The following is a 13,688-nucleotide window of genomic DNA, read 5'->3' on the forward strand; positions in this document are numbered from 1 at the left end:
GGGCGGGCTTGTTGAGTTCAAAAATTAACTGAATCAACGACCGGGCATCCATTACTACAGGCCCAGTCTATCCTCTGGGAGCCATAAAGCCCGGATCGGTGACTGAAGCGCGTCAGCCCAGAAGCTCAAACCGGATCTCCCGGGTGGCAATTTCCGCCTTTACGAGGCGTACCCGCACCTTGGTACCTGACTCCAGTTCGCCGTCACACCGTGCCGTTACCGCGGGCTCGGCGATCTGGACAACGCCATAGGGGGCGCCGTTGCCATTGCCGTTGCCCCTGCTTCCATTGCCGTTGTTGCCGTTTCCGTTCGATGGCTTGGAACCGGAGATAACAACGGCATCGAACTCCTGGCCCACATGGCCTGCTGCCAGTGCTGCTTCCACTGTGTCCAAGGCCGCACGTTCCAACCGTCCGGCCAACTGGTCAGAGGCGCCCATGATCTCGGGCAGGGAGGGCAGGGCCTCGCGTGCCCAGCGCGGGATCTCTTTGTTGTTGCACAGCGCTTCACAAATCACCAGGACAAAGCGGTCAATGAGCCGCCGCAGCGGAGCTGTGGTGTGGGCATAGGGGGCGCCGATGGCTGCCTGGATCACCGTTTCGGGCACTTCGCCGTCAAAAGGGGTATAGCCGGCGCCCCGGAACAATGTTCCGGCCGAGTGCAGAATCGCCAGTTGCTTCGGATCGGAGGCGTCCAGCGTTCGCAGATACTCGCCGTAGCTGACCTTGCCGTCCCACGGCTTGCCCAGCGCGGCTGTCTGGCGCTTGAAGTGCTGCAGCGACCTCTCGTCAGGGGCCGGCATGGTCCGCAGGATGCCGATCTTCCCATCGAGCATCAGTTGTGCTGCCGCCATCCCCGTCATGAGCGAAATCTGCGCATTCCAGTCCTCCACCGGCAAGGACGGTGCCGCGACGATTCTGTACCCTCCGTCGGTCACCTGGACGATTTCCTGCTCGGGCATGTTGAGGCTGGCCCCGCCGCGAAGCCGCTCCAGCTCGACCCTTTTGAGTCCAACTTCCTTGAGGAGCTGAAGTACGGGCGGTGCAGTTCCGTCGTCGATCTGTTGCTGTGCGCCGGCATAGCTGAGTTTGGCGCGGCTTCGCACGGTTGCCCGCGCCACGGAAACGTTCACCACCTCCGCCTTGGCGTCCAGATCGAAGTCCCAGACGAAGGCCCCGCAGTCCTGGTTCGCCAGCAAACTCCCGGCATTTTCGCTGATGATCTCCGGGTGCAAGGGAATGCGCCCGTCCGGCGCGTAGAGTGTTTGACCCCGGTGCCGCGTTTCCGAATCCAGGGCTCCTCCGGGTGCTACGAAGGACGGAACATCGGCGATCGCGTAAAGGACTTTGTACCCTTCGCCGGCACGCTCGATGTACAGCGCTTGGTCAAGGTCGGTGGAGGTCGCGGGGTCAATGGTCACGAAGGTGACATGCCTGAGGTCCCGCCCGGGCAGGCGGAGGGATTCGACGGCGTCACGCGCCTCCTGCACGGCCTCAGCGGGGTACTCGCCGGGCAGCTCAAGCTCCGTCCGCAGGGCCGCGAGGGCTGCGGCGAGCTGGTCCGAGGAATCGTCGACGTTGGGCGCTATCCGGTGATGTGACACGAAAGTCAGCGTAGCCCGAAACAGGCCGATAGTCTTGGACGCCCACCAGGCAAAAGCCCGCAGCCGCCAAGCGACTGCGGGCCTGTTGCCGGCGGTACCCTGCTGAGTTGCCGAAGGCTAGCCTGCCGGGGTCAGCGTAAAGCTCGCTGCCTTTTCACCGTTGAGGTCGTTTACCACGATGGTGGTCGGACCCTTCTTGATGTCAAAGCCTATGACTCCCTGAACAGTCTTCCCGGTCGGTACGTCCCCCCAGGGGAAGGTCCCCATTTTTTCCTCCAGGAAGAGCAGCTCGCCCTCCTTGCCGTCAGCATCGTAAGCCTCAAAGTTTGTGGCTGATGCGTAGCTGGTTCCCGTGGCAGTCTGCCAGGAAACCTCCATCAACAGGAACCCTCCATTGGCTGGCTCCAGGTAGGGCATGGCCGAAATTTCCGTAGTGTAAAGGGTGTCCACAATGCCCACCTTCACAGTGTCGCCACTGGACACCGTCACCGTGAAGGAATTCGCATCGCTGGCGGTGCCGGGCGAGGGATGGGGGGCTTCCTGGGACGCCGATGGGCGGGCTGGTTCAGCTGCCTTCTGCCCTTGGATCCCGGCAGAGACCAGCGCCAAGGACAGCACCGTGGAAATGATGCCGATGATGAGGCCGGCGAGCCACACCACGATGGTGATGATCCACGCCTTCTTCTTGTTCTCCGGGTAGCCAGCCAAAGGCCGGCCCTGCTTGTCACGGGCATTACCTGTCAACGTGATGATGAGGTCCACGATCGACCAGATGCCGAACCCGCCGGCGGTCAGGAGCTTGGCTATGCCGGTGCCGATCTTGCCCAGGTAGAACCGGTCGACACCCAGTCCGCCCAGGAGCAAGGACAGGATCCAGGTGACCACGAACGACTTTGCCGTTCCATCGCCGCCCGGAGGGCCGTAAGAACCCGAACCCGGCGTGGGTTGATAGCCGGTGTAGGGCCCACCTTGATAGGGGCTGCCGTAAGGGGCAGGTGCGTTGGGGACCGGAGGAACACCCGCTCCTTGTCCGTTATCGGGCGCGGGCGGGTAATTCGGGTAACTCACGTGGACTTCCTTCAGTGGTGCGGGTGCGAGGTTTTGGATGGCGGACCGGCGGGGACCGGCCGTCGGGCAGCGTGGCCCGCGGAGTTGCTTCTAAGCGGCGTCGAGGGCTTCGAGCAGCGACTTCGCTGCCGCCGTCGGGTCTTCCGCCTCAGTGATGGCGCGGACGACGACGATGCGGCTGGCACCGGCTGCGAGTACCTCTTCTACGTTGCCAAGGTCGATTCCACCGATCGCGAACCAGGGCAAATCAACGGCCCCGCCTGTGGTCTCCTCAGCGCGCTTGATCGCTTCTGCGGCATATGTGACCAAGCCGGTTCCCACGGCTTCACGGCCGGGCTTGGTGGGGGTCGCCCATACCGGGCCAACACAGAAGTAATCCAATCCCGCGTCGCCCGGTGAGGCTGTGATGGCCGCGTTCACTTGCTCGGGAGTGTGGGTGGACAGGCCAATGACGGCAGGGTGGGGCAGGAAGGTACGGGCGACCCCCAGGGGCAGGTCCTTTTGGCCCACATGGAACACAGGAGCCCCGGAAACACTGGCAATATCGGCCCGGTCGTTGACTGCCCAGAGCCGTCCGTGGCGTTCGGCAACGCTGCGCAGGACGGCCAGCAATTCCAATTCCTCAGCAGCTTCCATCGTCTTGTCGCGAAGTTGGATGATGTCCACTCCGCCCTGGAAAGCTGCGTCCACAAAGTCTTCAAAATCGCCTTGGCGTTTGCGCGCGTCAGTGCACAGGTAGAGGCGGGCCGAGGCGAGGGAATGATGCTGGGTCATGGAAACCACACTAGTTCCTCTAAACTGGGCACGTACCGCGGGAGCCGCGACGACCATCATTGTGACCGTCCGGCTGAGAGGGCTTAAGAGCCGACCGCTTGACCTGATCCGGCTAGTACCGGCGTAGGGAAGGAAACAAATGGCAGCAGCCATTCACGCAGATGTCGCCATCATTGGCGGTGGGATCATCGGCCTGGGCATAGCCCATCAAGCACGGATGCTGGGCCGCTCCGTGGCCCTCATCGACCCGGCGCCGGCCAGCGGCGCTACCTTTGCGGCTGCCGGAATGCTGGCACCGGTGAGCGAACTCCACTACCAGGAAGAAGACCTCCTGGACCTCATGGTCGAGTCATCCCGATTGTGGCCATCATTCGTGGGCAGCCTGCCTCAGCCCACGCAAGCCACCGGATACAGCACGACGCCGACCCTCGCCGTGGGTGCCGACGCCGCGGACCGCCGGGCGCTCGCAGACCTTCGCGCGGCTCAGCTTGCGGCGGGACTGGAGGTTGAGCCGCTGTCCTTGCGTGAGGCACGGAACCGCGAACCTTTGCTGAGCCCGCAAATTTCCTGTGCCTTTGACATTCCCTCCGATCACCAAGTTGATCCGCGGAAGTTGGCGACCCACCTTTTGGCGGCCCTTGCCGCGCATTCGCCGGACGATGGCAGCTGGGTGAAGGGGACCGGGGATGGGTTCGCCGTTGAGGCCTCCGCCGGCGGGTTGTTGTGGGACGGGGACCGTGTTGCCGGTGTCGAGCTTGAACACGGCGGCACCGTCCACGCCGCCGAAACGGTCGTGGCCAATGGGCTGGGAGCCCCTCACTTGCAGGGCCTTCCCGAGGGACTCAGCCTTCCAGTCAGGCCGGTCTACGGAGACATCCTCCGACTACGCGTCCCGACCCACCTCCGTCCGCTGGTCACTGCCACAGTCCGGGGAATGGTCCGCGGAGTGCCCGTGTACATCGTTCCGCGGGAGGACGGAACCGTGGTGATCGGCGCTACGCAACGCGAGGACAGTCTGTCCGCGACATCCAACGCCGTCTCGGCCGGTGGCGTCTACCAACTCCTGCGTGACGCGCAGGTTCTCGTGCCTGCGGTTGCTGAACTCGAACTCCTGGAGGCAACGGCCCGCGCACGACCAGGAACTCCGGACAACGCCCCGTTGCTGGGCCGTGTGGGCAACTCCACCGGCGAGGTTGAAGGCCTCGTGATCGCCACGGGATTCTTCCGGCACGGTGTCCTCCTCACTCCCATAGCCGCCGCGATCGTGGGGGAGCTGCTGAGTGGTTCCACCGACCCCCGCTGGTCCATCTTCCGTCCTGACCGCTTCAATGCAACGCGGGGTCACTTATGACCCATGGAAACCCCTTCAGGGGGCCATAAGTGACCCCGCGTTGCTCTCTTCACAGCAAGGAAACAGTATGAACATCAAGCTCAACGGCGCCGTGCACGAAGTGCTCGATGGCGCTTCCGTCAGCAGTGTGGTCACCGCCGTCACCGGCCGCGCCTTGGACCACCGGGGACAGGCGGCCGACGGCGGGAAGCTGGGTGTCGCCGTCGCCCGCAATTCCGAGGTGGTACCGCGGAGCCAATGGGCGGCTACTGCGCTGGCCGACGGCGACGAACTCGAACTCGTAACCGCAGTACAGGGAGGCTGAACGATGACCCAGGCAAACACGGAAGTCCGCACCGACGCATTGGTGATCGACGGCGTCGAACTGGGCTCCAGGCTGATCATGGGCACTGGAGGTGCGCCCAGCCTTGACGGCCTGGGAGCCGCGCTCCTGGCCTCGGGAACCGAGCTCACAACAGTGGCCATGAGGCGCTACTCGACCGCTGAAACCGGTTCGCTCTTCCAGCTCCTGGTGGACAACAACATCCGTGTCCTGCCGAACACGGCGGGCTGCTTCACGGCAAAGGACGCTGTGATGACGGCAGAACTCGCCCGTGAGGCTTTGGAGACCGACTGGGTAAAGCTGGAAGTCATTGCGGACGAACACACGCTCCTGCCCGATGCGGTGGAGCTGGTCGAAGCAACGGAGCAACTGGTGAACAGGGGCTTCAAGGTCTTCGCTTACACCAACGACGATCCCGTCCTGGCGCTGCGCCTGGAGAACCTGGGTGCCACGGCCGTCATGCCGCTCGGCTCGCCCATTGGAACCGGACTGGGGATCCTCAATCCGCACAACATTGAACTCATCGTGTCCCGTGCCTCCGTACCGGTGGTGTTGGATGCGGGTATAGGCACAGCCTCCGACGCCGCCCTTGCCATGGAACTGGGCTGCGATGCCGTCCTGCTGGCCACTGCCGTCACCCGCGCCCAGAACCCCGTGCAGATGGGGCAGGCTTTCAAGCATGCCGTCATCGCGGGGCGGCTCGCCAAGCAGGCAGGCCGGATTCCGAAACGTGAGCACGCCCTGGCGTCCTCTGCCATGGAAGGCCGGGCAGAGTTCCTCTAGCCGGGCTTAAACCCGGGCCTTAAACAAGGATGACCATCACCTCCCGGTGATGGTCATCCTTGTTTAAGGCCTAGAGACGTTTGAGCCTAGAGACGCAGCGCCTTGGTCAGGGCCTCGGTGTCGTGCTTGGTGCGCGTGCGACCAAGATAGACAACCACACCCGCTGCTGCCGCGGTGCCGAGCACCATCGGCAGGACCCATGGGATCCACGTTGCACCCGGCTGGTACCCGAGCCCTGCGCTGATGAAAGCGACCCAGCTCAGGGCACCGACCGCGGCTGAAACGCCGGCCGGCAACGCAATTCCATACCTGCTGTGCCGCTTGTCGTTTGCCCAAACTATGAAGCCGGTGGCAATGGTGACCAGGACCACGATGACGAGGGAAAGCATGGGGACTCCTTAGCGGCAGTTGGGCGGATGGGGTCAGAGTGCGCCGAAGCCGACCCGGCGGACTTCCTCGGCGCCGATCTCCACGTAGCCCAGCACGTTTCCGGGAACGATGATCTGGCGGCCCTTCTCGTCGGTCAGCCGCAGTTCCGAGCCCTTGGACACGGCTTCGGCCACGATCTTGGCGACGGCGTCAGCATCCAGGGCGGATTCGAGCACAATTTCACGGCCAACGTTTTGAATGCCGATCTTTACTTCCACAGCAAGGCCTCCAAGCCAATCAAGTATTAAGTCTGTTCTCTATTTGTAGCTTAGGACTCTTTGGGGAATCGACTGATTCCGCGCCAAGCTAAACGATAGATCAGATCACTGGCGACATCGAGGTCCAGGTTTCCGTCTGTTTCCAGCCAATACCGGGCGCTGACCTGGGCCATTCCTGCCAGGCCACGGCCCAGGAGCTGGGCCTCGAGGGGCGGAAGTTTGGTGTCCTCGGCGATCACGTGCGCGACGGCGTCAGCGAAGGTCTTGTTGAACGTCTCCAAGCGGGAGCTGACGTCGGGATCATTGATGAGGTCGGACTCAAACACCAAGCGGTGCGCCTGGTCGTCGTCGGCGATGAACCGATAATACGCGCGCATGACCGCCTTGACGCGTTCCTTGTTGTCCGTGGTGGAGTTCAGGGCGCCCAGCATCAAGTCCGTCAGTGTTGCCAGATGACTGTCCAGGAGGGCCATGTAGAGTTCCCGCTTGGACGGGAAGTGCTGGTACAGCACCGGTTTGCTCACATGGGCGGTTTCAGCGATTTCGTCCATCGCTGCGCCATGGAATCCGTTGGAAACGAAGACTTCCAAGGCGGCGTTCAGCAGCTGTGCACGGCGCTCGTCCCTGGGCAGCCTTGGTGAACGGGGTGCAACGGCCCGTTCCTGCTTTGCGGGTGCCTCATCGTTTGCCCGTGTGCCGTCAGCCACAGTCTGCCGCCTTTCCTTTGCAGTTATGACCACTCTACCGGTGGGTAATATGACCCGGCGGCATCGGCAGGCATACATTGGGGTATGGCCTCAATTGTTGCTGCCCACTCCGCCGCGCCCACAGTCCTGCCACCCCTCGTCGAACCGGCCGCCGGGCTCACGCCGGCAGAGGTGGAGCGGTACTCACGGCATCTCATCATTCCCGAAATCGGAGCCCTGGGCCAACGCAGGCTCAAGAATGCGAAGGTTCTTGTCATCGGCGCCGGCGGCCTGGGCTCGCCCGCGTTGCTGTACCTGGCTGCGGCGGGCGTGGGAACGCTCGGAATCGTGGACGACGACGACGTCGACCTCAGCAACCTGCAGCGCCAGGTCATCCATGGCGTCAAGGATGTGGGAAAGCCCAAGATCGAGTCCGCCCGTGATGCCATCGCGGAACTGAACCCCTTGGTGAACGTGGTCCTCCACAACCTCCGGCTGGATTCTTCCAACGCCTTGGAGCTCTTCGCCCAGTACGACCTCATCCTGGACGGTGCGGACAACTTCGCCACCCGTTACCTGGTCAACGATGCCGCGGCCATCCTGGGCAAGCCGTATGTGTGGGGCTCTATTTTCCGCTTTGATGGCCAGGTCAGCGTCTTCTGGGCCCAGCACGGCCCCAGCTACCGGGACCTCTACCCGGAAGCCCCTCCGGCTGGTTCGGTGCCGTCCTGCGGTGAGGGTGGCGTCTTTGGCATGCTGTGCGCAGCGGTGGGTTCGCTCATGGTGACCGAAGCCGTGAAGCTGATTACCGGCGTCGGACGTTCCTTGCTGGGGCGAGTGGCGCTGTTCGACGCTTTGGGCGGAAGCTGGCGGGAAATCAAGGTTTCCAAGGACCCTGAAGCGGAGCCCATCACGGAACTGACCGACTACGAGGCATTCTGCGGAGTGACTCCGGTTGCCGCAACCGACCAGGACCACACGGTCACCGCGACGGAGCTGGCCCGGATGCTTGCTGAGCGGGACTCGGGGGAGCGGGACTTCGAGCTGGTGGATGTCCGCGAATCCGGAGAGCACAGCATCGTGAGCATCGACGGTTCGGTCCTGATTCCGCAGGGCCGCATCCTTTCCGGCGAAGCCTGGGTTGAGCTGCCGCAGGATAAGGACATCGTGTTCCACTGCAAGGCCGGAACGCGTTCGGCAGCGGTGCTGGAAGCGGCACGTAAGGCCGGCTACAGCCGGGTCAAACACCTCGACGGCGGCATTCTCGCCTGGGTGCGGCAAGTGGAGCCAAGCAAGCCCGTTTACTGATTCATTGCCTGCTTTCAGGCTTGTCTGGGAAGCTCAAGCATGAGCGCAGAACGGACTGAAACAGAACAACGCCCCATCGGCTCCGGATTCGGGCACGGCTCCACAGCGTTGGAGGTCATTGACGGCATCAACCTGCGAGGCAAGACGGCAATCGTCACCGGTGGCTACTCGGGCTTGGGGCTGGAGACCGTGCGGGCCTTGGTCTCGGCCGGGGCCGAGGTGACGGTTCCTGCGCGCCGGCTCGAACACGCCCGTTCGGTCCTTGCCGATGCCGGCTTGTCCGAATCGGTCCGGGTGGAACAGCTGGACCTGGCCGACCAGGAGAGCGTGAAAGGGTTTGCGAGGCGTTTCCTGGAGGACCACGGCACGCTGGACATCCTGGTCAACAACGCCGCCATCATGGCCAGCCCTGAGCAACGCGTTGGGCCAGGATGGGAAGCCCAGTTCGCCACCAACCATCTGGGGCACTACACGCTGGTCAACACGCTGTGGCCAGCGTTGCAGGCGTCCGGGAATGCGCGGGTCGTCTCATTGTCATCGACCGGACACAAGCTCTCTCCGATCCGTTTCGACGACATCAACTTCACCGGCGGCTACGACAAGTGGAAGGCCTATGGGCAGGCAAAAACGGCCAATGCCCTGTTTGCCGTTGAACTCGACCATTTGGGCAGGGAATCGGGCGTGCGCGCGTTCGCAGTCCACCCGGGCGGGATCATGACAGAGTTGCAGCGGCGTCTTCCCAAAGAGGAAATGGTGGCCGCGGGCTGGATGGACGCCGCGGGCAACGTCCGCGAAGGATTCAAGACTCCCGAACAAGGTGCCGCGACGTCGGTGTGGGCAGCGACCTCACCGGCCCTGAACGGCATGGGCGGCGTCTACTGCGAAGACTGTGACATTGCCAAGCCGACCGACAAGGACTCTCCGCTGGCGCGCTACCAGGGTGTGGATGCCCATGCCGTCGATAAAGAGGATGCGGCCAGGTTGTGGGCGTTGTCGGCGGAACTGACCGGGGTGAACGCCTTTGCCTAGGTCCGGGAGAGCCTAGGCGCTTTCAGAACGGAGCTGCTGGTGGTCCACGGGGCATTCCGGGGCCGCGGCAGCTGCCTGTGGTTGCTCCACCTGGATTCCGTACAGTGCCTCGAGGGCTGCGACGTAGTCGTCCTGCTGTCCGTTGGCGGCAAGCTCACGGGCGCGGACGGTGGGAATGTGGAGCAGTTGCTTGACCATGCGGCGAAGCGCGAACTCCACTTCCTCGGCGGCGGCCGTGCAGCCATGACGGGCGCGGACCTTCTCCATCTCGGCGTCGAGGACGTTCATGGTGTGGCGGCGCAGGGCCACGATGGCCGTGTCCACGGAACGGGCCTCACGTTCGGACTCAAAAGAGGCAGCGGCTCCGGTGACAATCGCGCTGGCTTGGGACAGCGATTCTGCCTGTTCCTGGGGTGCGGCGAGCCGTACCGACTCGAGGGTCAGCAGTTCCACGCCGTCGAGTTCTCCTACGGCGGGATCGAAGTCGTGGGTCAGGGCGAGGTCGATGGCGATCAATGGCTTGCCCGAGTTGGCCCGGACGCGTTCAAGGTCCGCGGCTTCCACCCGGTTGTCTGAGCCACTGCAGCCGATCATGACGTCAGCTTCGGCCACAGCGGTGGGGAGGGTGTCGGCGTCGAGCGCGGTACCGCCGCGTGTGGCGACGAAAGCTTCCGCCCGGCCGGAGGAAGAGTAGACGGAGATATCCGTGCAACCGCGTTCCCGCAGGAGGGACATGGTGGCGCCTGCGTAGGCTCCCGTTCCGAAGACCACGACCTTCTTGGTGGACCAGTCCTCGTTCTCGGCAAGGTCTGTGGCGAGGTCCAGGGCAACTGAGACGATGGACAACCCGCGTGAGCCGAGCGCTGTTTGGGCGCCGACATCCTTGGCTGTCTTGGACGCGGCCTGGAAGAGACGGACGAGGCCTGAGCTGGCAGTCCCTTCCTGCTGGGCCGTAATAAGTGCGCGGCGTACCTGTCCGGCGATTTCACGCTCGCCCACCACGGCAGAGTCGAGACCGGAGCTGACTGCGAAGAGGTGGCGGGTGACCTCGGGGCCGGTGTGGGTCGCGAAGGAACGCGAAACAAGCTGTTCGTTGAGGCCGCTCAGCTCGCTGATCCGGGAAATGAGGGCGGAGCGGGCTGCTTCAAGGTCATCACCGTTGGCCGTTTCGCCGTATACCTCGTAGCGGTTGCAGGTGGCGAGGACCACCGCTCCGGACACCACGGGGGATTCTGTGAGGGCCGAAGAGGCAAGCCCGGAGGAACCGTTGCTCAACTGAGCGACGGTTTCGAGGTCGATGTCGGCGTGTGTAGCCACCAATGAGAAAAGAACCACAGCACCCCAATCATAGCTTTTTCGTAGCCCGGTAGAACAATATGGCACCGTGGGTCTCCCCACGGACTCCGGTGATCCGCGCCACACCGCCCCCGGATGGGCGGTACATGACAGCTTGTCGTTATCTTTTGGCCTGGATTTTCGGCACAATCAAAGGCATGACTTCTAGCTCGGCAGCATCCAAGAGTACGGCCTCCAACTCCCCGGCGGGTAGCCTCGACGCCAACCACCCGTTGAATGACGGCCGCACTTCGGACTCACCGCTGATCACTGCTTACCGCGGTGGCACGCCGTCCCGCAGGCCCGTGTGGTTCATGCGCCAGGCGGGCCGCTCGCTGCCCGAGTACCTCAAAGTCCGTGAGGGCGTTGCCATGCTGGACTCGTGCTTGCGCCCGGAGCTGGCTTCTGAAATCACGCTTCAGCCCGTCCGCCGCCACGACGTCGATGCCGCCATTTTCTTCTCGGACATTGTCATTCCCCTCAAGCTGGCAGGTGTCGGCGTCGACATTGTTCCGGGTGTCGGTCCCGTCCTGGACAAGCCGGTCCGGACTGCCGAGGATGTGGCGGCCCTTCCGACCTTGACGTGGGAAGCGCTGGAGCCCATTCGCGAAGCTGTCCGGCTCACGGTTGCCGAACTTGGCAGCACCCCGTTGATCGGATTCGCCGGAGCACCGTTCACGCTGGCCGCCTACATGGTGGAGGGCAGGCCTTCCCGCGATCATCTCGGCCCGCGCACCATGATGCACGCCGACCCGGAGACCTGGACTGCTTTGGCCAACTGGGCCGCCGATGCATCGGGGCTGTTCCTTCAGGCCCAGCTCGAAGCCGGCGCATCCGCCGGCCAGCTCTTCGACTCGTGGGCTGGCTCCCTGGGCCTGGCCGACTACACAAAGTTCGTTGCACCCGCCTCGGCCCGCGCTCTGGACCACGTCCGTGGACTTGGCGCTCCGCTGGTCCACTTCGGCACCGGAACGTCCGAACTCCTCGTGGCGATGCGCGACGTCGGGGTGGACGTCGTCGGCGTCGACTACCGCTTGCCGCTGGATGAAGCCAACCGGCGCCTCGGTGGCACGGTTCCTTTGCAGGGCAACATCGACCCCGCGCTGCTCTCCGCCCCCTGGGAAGTCCTTGAGGCGCATGTCCGCGACGTCATCGCCGCCGGCTCCGCTGCCCCGGGCCACGTGCTCAACCTTGGCCATGGAGTGCCGCCGGAAACCGATCCCACAGTGCTCACGCGCGTTGTGGAACTCATCCACTCGATCCCCGCCAAGTAGGGGCCCATGCGCGGCGGACACGCAACGCACAAGCCAACAATCACCGCAGTGGTGGTGGGCGGTGGCATCTCTGGTCTTCTGGCCGCGCGGGAATTGGCCATGGCGGGGGCTGGAGTCACCGTGCTGGAAGCAACAGGATCGTGGGGAGGGTGCGTTGGGAGCCATGTGGTTGCCGGTTTGCGCCTGGACAGCGGCGCGGAGTCTTTTGCCACGCGGTCCCCGGCTGTAGCCGACCTCGCAGTCGAACTCGGCCTGGGGGAGCAGATCGTCGCTCCCCACCCAGGCGGTGCCTGGGTCCAGTTGCCCGATGGCCCGCAGGAACTGCCCAAAACCGGTGTCCTGGGGATTCCTGCCAACCCATGGGATCCCGAAGTGAGGCGTTCACTCGGGTTCGCGGGGGCATTGCGGGCTTCCTTTGACCGTTGGCTGCCGGCAACCGTAGGGACCTCCTCCGAGGTCACGAGTGTCTCGTCGTTGGTCCGTGCCCGGATGGGGAAGAAGGTCCTCGACAGGCTCGTTTCCCCTGTGGTCGGCGGTGTCCATTCCGCTGATCCCGGCCTTCTCGATGTGGACATGGTGGCTCCCGGACTGCGTGCCGGAATCCGCAAGCATGGTTCGCTTGCCGCCGCGGTGGCGGCGCAGCGGAAAGCCGGCGCCGGCCCGGCGAAGGCGGGTTCCGCCGTCGCCGGCCTGAACGGTGGCATGAACACATTGGTCACCGCGCTGCTGGCGGATCTCCGGGACCGTGGCGTAGGGCTGTTGACGGACAAACGCGCCGAAGACGTAGCGAAGACCCGGCACGGCTGGCGGGTCACCGCCGGTGGTTCCGCGTACGACGCCGACCGGCTGGTGGTCGCGCTGGACGGTCCGGCCGCCGTCGGGCTGCTGGAGAAGTCCTTGCCCGCGCTGGCTGCCCTGCGTCCCGCGCCTGGACCCCTGGTGAGCTTGGTGACCCTCGTTGTGGACCTGCCTGAACTGGACGTCCGGCCGCGCGGAACCGGAATCCTGGTGGCGCCGCAAACGCCCGGTATCACGGCCAAGGCTTTGACCCATGCAACGGCCAAATGGGACTGGCTGGCCGAGGAGGCCGGCCCCGGGACGCATGTGGTGCGCCTTTCGTATGGCCGTCGCGAGGAAGCGGGCGGGGGAGCGGATGTGGTCTTGGACGACGACGCACTCCTGGCCGCAGCGTTGGAGGATGCGTCGAAGTTGCTGACTGTGCCGGTCTCCGGCAGTGACGTTGTCGGTTGGGATGTCGTCCGGTGGGCGGGAGCCTTGCCCTTCGCCGCCGTCGGTCATAAACAGCGCGTAGCAGAGGTCAGGAAGGTGTGTGCCGCTGCCGATGGCTTGGTGGTGGTAGGCGGTTGGTTGGCCGGAAACGGCTTGGCGGCCGTCGTGGCTGACACCCGGCGGCAACTCGCCCAGGGAAGCGGCGACGAAGCAACGATTCCGTGATTTACGTCACTTCTACGCCATGTAGAACTGATCCGTTTCGACTTAGGGGCCGG

The 13,688-nt window shown here is 64.2% G+C and carries 14 protein-coding genes and 1 riboswitch; of the genes, 7 read left to right on the forward strand and 7 right to left on the reverse strand.

All coding sequences use genetic code 11. The annotated features are described in order from the left end of the window. Positions 1-112: 112 nt before the first annotated feature. The 3 genes from FDP28_RS05500 to thiE form a co-directional block, all read right to left on the reverse strand. Complete coding sequence (locus FDP28_RS05500) at positions 113-1,603, reverse strand: RNB domain-containing ribonuclease (protein WP_144659720.1); 1,491 nt, start codon at positions 1,601-1,603, stop codon at positions 113-115. Positions 1,604-1,720: 117 nt separating this feature from the next. Then, positions 1,721-2,671: a TM2 domain-containing protein gene (locus tag FDP28_RS05505; RefSeq protein ID WP_144659721.1), complete on the reverse strand. Its 951-nt coding sequence runs from the start codon at positions 2,669-2,671 to the stop codon at positions 1,721-1,723. Positions 2,672-2,761: 90 nt separating this feature from the next. Beyond that, positions 2,762-3,445, reverse strand: a complete 684-nt coding sequence (thiE, locus tag FDP28_RS05510; protein WP_144659722.1) for a thiamine phosphate synthase — start codon at positions 3,443-3,445, stop codon at positions 2,762-2,764. A 27-nt stretch (positions 3,446-3,472) separates the two neighbouring features. Further along, a riboswitch (TPP riboswitch) is annotated at positions 3,473-3,593 on the forward strand. On the opposite strand from thiE, the gene thiO reads away from it, so the two are divergent. The 3 genes from thiO (at position 3,585) to FDP28_RS05525 (ending at position 5,901) form a co-directional block, all read left to right on the forward strand. Continuing rightward, positions 3,585-4,796 carry a glycine oxidase ThiO gene (gene thiO / locus FDP28_RS05515; protein WP_144659723.1) on the forward strand — a complete coding sequence of 404 codons (1,212 nt, stop codon included), beginning with the start codon at positions 3,585-3,587 and terminating at the stop codon, positions 4,794-4,796. (Overlaps the previous riboswitch by 9 nt.) Before the next feature lie 67 nt (positions 4,797-4,863). Continuing rightward, positions 4,864-5,100 carry a sulfur carrier protein ThiS gene (gene thiS, locus FDP28_RS05520; RefSeq protein WP_144659724.1) on the forward strand — a complete coding sequence of 79 codons (237 nt, stop codon included), beginning with the start codon at positions 4,864-4,866 and terminating at the stop codon, positions 5,098-5,100. Positions 5,101-5,103: 3 nt separating this feature from the next. Then, positions 5,104-5,901 carry a thiazole synthase gene (locus tag FDP28_RS05525; RefSeq protein WP_144659725.1) on the forward strand — a complete coding sequence of 266 codons (798 nt, stop codon included), beginning with the start codon at positions 5,104-5,106 and terminating at the stop codon, positions 5,899-5,901. Between the two features lie 86 nt (positions 5,902-5,987). Here the strand turns inward: FDP28_RS05525 and FDP28_RS05530 are convergent, their stop codons facing one another. Genes FDP28_RS05530 through FDP28_RS05540 form a run of 3 tightly spaced genes read right to left on the reverse strand, consistent with a single transcriptional unit; the run spans position 5,988 to position 7,333 of the window. Then, positions 5,988-6,290, reverse strand: a complete 303-nt coding sequence (locus FDP28_RS05530; RefSeq protein ID WP_144659726.1) for a hypothetical protein — start codon at positions 6,288-6,290, stop codon at positions 5,988-5,990. Positions 6,291-6,323: 33 nt separating this feature from the next. Then, a complete protein-coding gene (locus FDP28_RS05535) occupies positions 6,324-6,548 on the reverse strand; it encodes a DUF3107 domain-containing protein (protein WP_144659727.1) in 225 nt (74 codons plus the stop codon). 50 nt (positions 6,549-6,598) lie between these two features. Next, positions 6,599-7,333 carry a TetR/AcrR family transcriptional regulator gene (locus tag FDP28_RS05540; RefSeq protein WP_144659728.1) on the reverse strand — a complete coding sequence of 245 codons (735 nt, stop codon included), beginning with the start codon at positions 7,331-7,333 and terminating at the stop codon, positions 6,599-6,601. 6 nt (positions 7,334-7,339) lie between these two features. Between FDP28_RS05540 and moeB the strand changes: the two genes are divergently transcribed. Both moeB and FDP28_RS05550 read left to right on the forward strand, forming a co-directional pair. Then, entirely contained in the window at positions 7,340-8,542 is a 1,203-nt protein-coding gene (gene moeB, locus FDP28_RS05545) for a molybdopterin-synthase adenylyltransferase MoeB (RefSeq protein WP_144659729.1), read from the forward strand. A 39-nt stretch (positions 8,543-8,581) separates the two neighbouring features. Continuing rightward, on the forward strand, positions 8,582-9,571 hold the full coding sequence (locus FDP28_RS05550; protein ID WP_144659730.1) for an SDR family NAD(P)-dependent oxidoreductase: 990 nt from the start codon (positions 8,582-8,584) through the stop codon (positions 9,569-9,571). Between the two features lie 12 nt (positions 9,572-9,583). On the opposite strand, the gene FDP28_RS05555 is transcribed toward FDP28_RS05550, so the two are convergent. After that, positions 9,584-10,906 carry a glutamyl-tRNA reductase gene (locus tag FDP28_RS05555; RefSeq protein ID WP_144659731.1) on the reverse strand — a complete coding sequence of 441 codons (1,323 nt, stop codon included), beginning with the start codon at positions 10,904-10,906 and terminating at the stop codon, positions 9,584-9,586. A gap of 158 nt (positions 10,907-11,064) precedes the next feature. Between FDP28_RS05555 and hemE the strand changes: the two genes are divergently transcribed. Next, positions 11,065-12,180, forward strand: a complete 1,116-nt coding sequence (gene hemE, locus FDP28_RS05560; protein WP_144659732.1) for a uroporphyrinogen decarboxylase — start codon at positions 11,065-11,067, stop codon at positions 12,178-12,180. 6 nt (positions 12,181-12,186) lie between these two features. Continuing rightward, positions 12,187-13,635: a protoporphyrinogen oxidase gene (gene hemG / locus FDP28_RS05565; RefSeq protein ID WP_144659733.1), complete on the forward strand. Its 1,449-nt coding sequence runs from the start codon at positions 12,187-12,189 to the stop codon at positions 13,633-13,635. Positions 13,636-13,688 lie beyond the last annotated feature (53 nt).

Origin of the sequence: Paenarthrobacter nicotinovorans (assembly GCF_007670255.1) — a bacterium.
GTDB classification, from domain to species: domain Bacteria; phylum Actinomycetota; class Actinomycetes; order Actinomycetales; family Micrococcaceae; genus Arthrobacter; species Arthrobacter nicotinovorans_B.

Excerpts from the sequence above, each read along its gene's own strand:
- FDP28_RS05540 (WP_144659728.1), bottom strand. The coding sequence starts at position 7,333 with ATGTATGCCTGCCGATGCCGCCGGGTCATATTACCCACCGGTAGAGTG.
- FDP28_RS05550 (WP_144659730.1), top strand. The coding sequence starts at position 8,582 with ATGAGCGCAGAACGGACTGAAACAGAACAACGCCCCATCGGCTCCGGA.
- thiO (WP_144659723.1), top strand. The coding sequence starts at position 3,585 with ATGGCAGCAGCCATTCACGCAGATGTCGCCATCATTGGCGGTGGGATC.
- FDP28_RS05530 (WP_144659726.1), bottom strand. The coding sequence starts at position 6,290 with ATGCTTTCCCTCGTCATCGTGGTCCTGGTCACCATTGCCACCGGCTTC.
- thiS (WP_144659724.1), top strand. The coding sequence starts at position 4,864 with ATGAACATCAAGCTCAACGGCGCCGTGCACGAAGTGCTCGATGGCGCT.
- hemE (WP_144659732.1), top strand. The coding sequence starts at position 11,065 with ATGACTTCTAGCTCGGCAGCATCCAAGAGTACGGCCTCCAACTCCCCG.
- moeB (WP_144659729.1), top strand. The coding sequence starts at position 7,340 with ATGGCCTCAATTGTTGCTGCCCACTCCGCCGCGCCCACAGTCCTGCCA.
- thiE (WP_144659722.1), bottom strand. The coding sequence starts at position 3,445 with ATGACCCAGCATCATTCCCTCGCCTCGGCCCGCCTCTACCTGTGCACT.
- FDP28_RS05525 (WP_144659725.1), top strand. The coding sequence starts at position 5,104 with ATGACCCAGGCAAACACGGAAGTCCGCACCGACGCATTGGTGATCGAC.
- hemG (WP_144659733.1), top strand. The coding sequence starts at position 12,187 with ATGCGCGGCGGACACGCAACGCACAAGCCAACAATCACCGCAGTGGTG.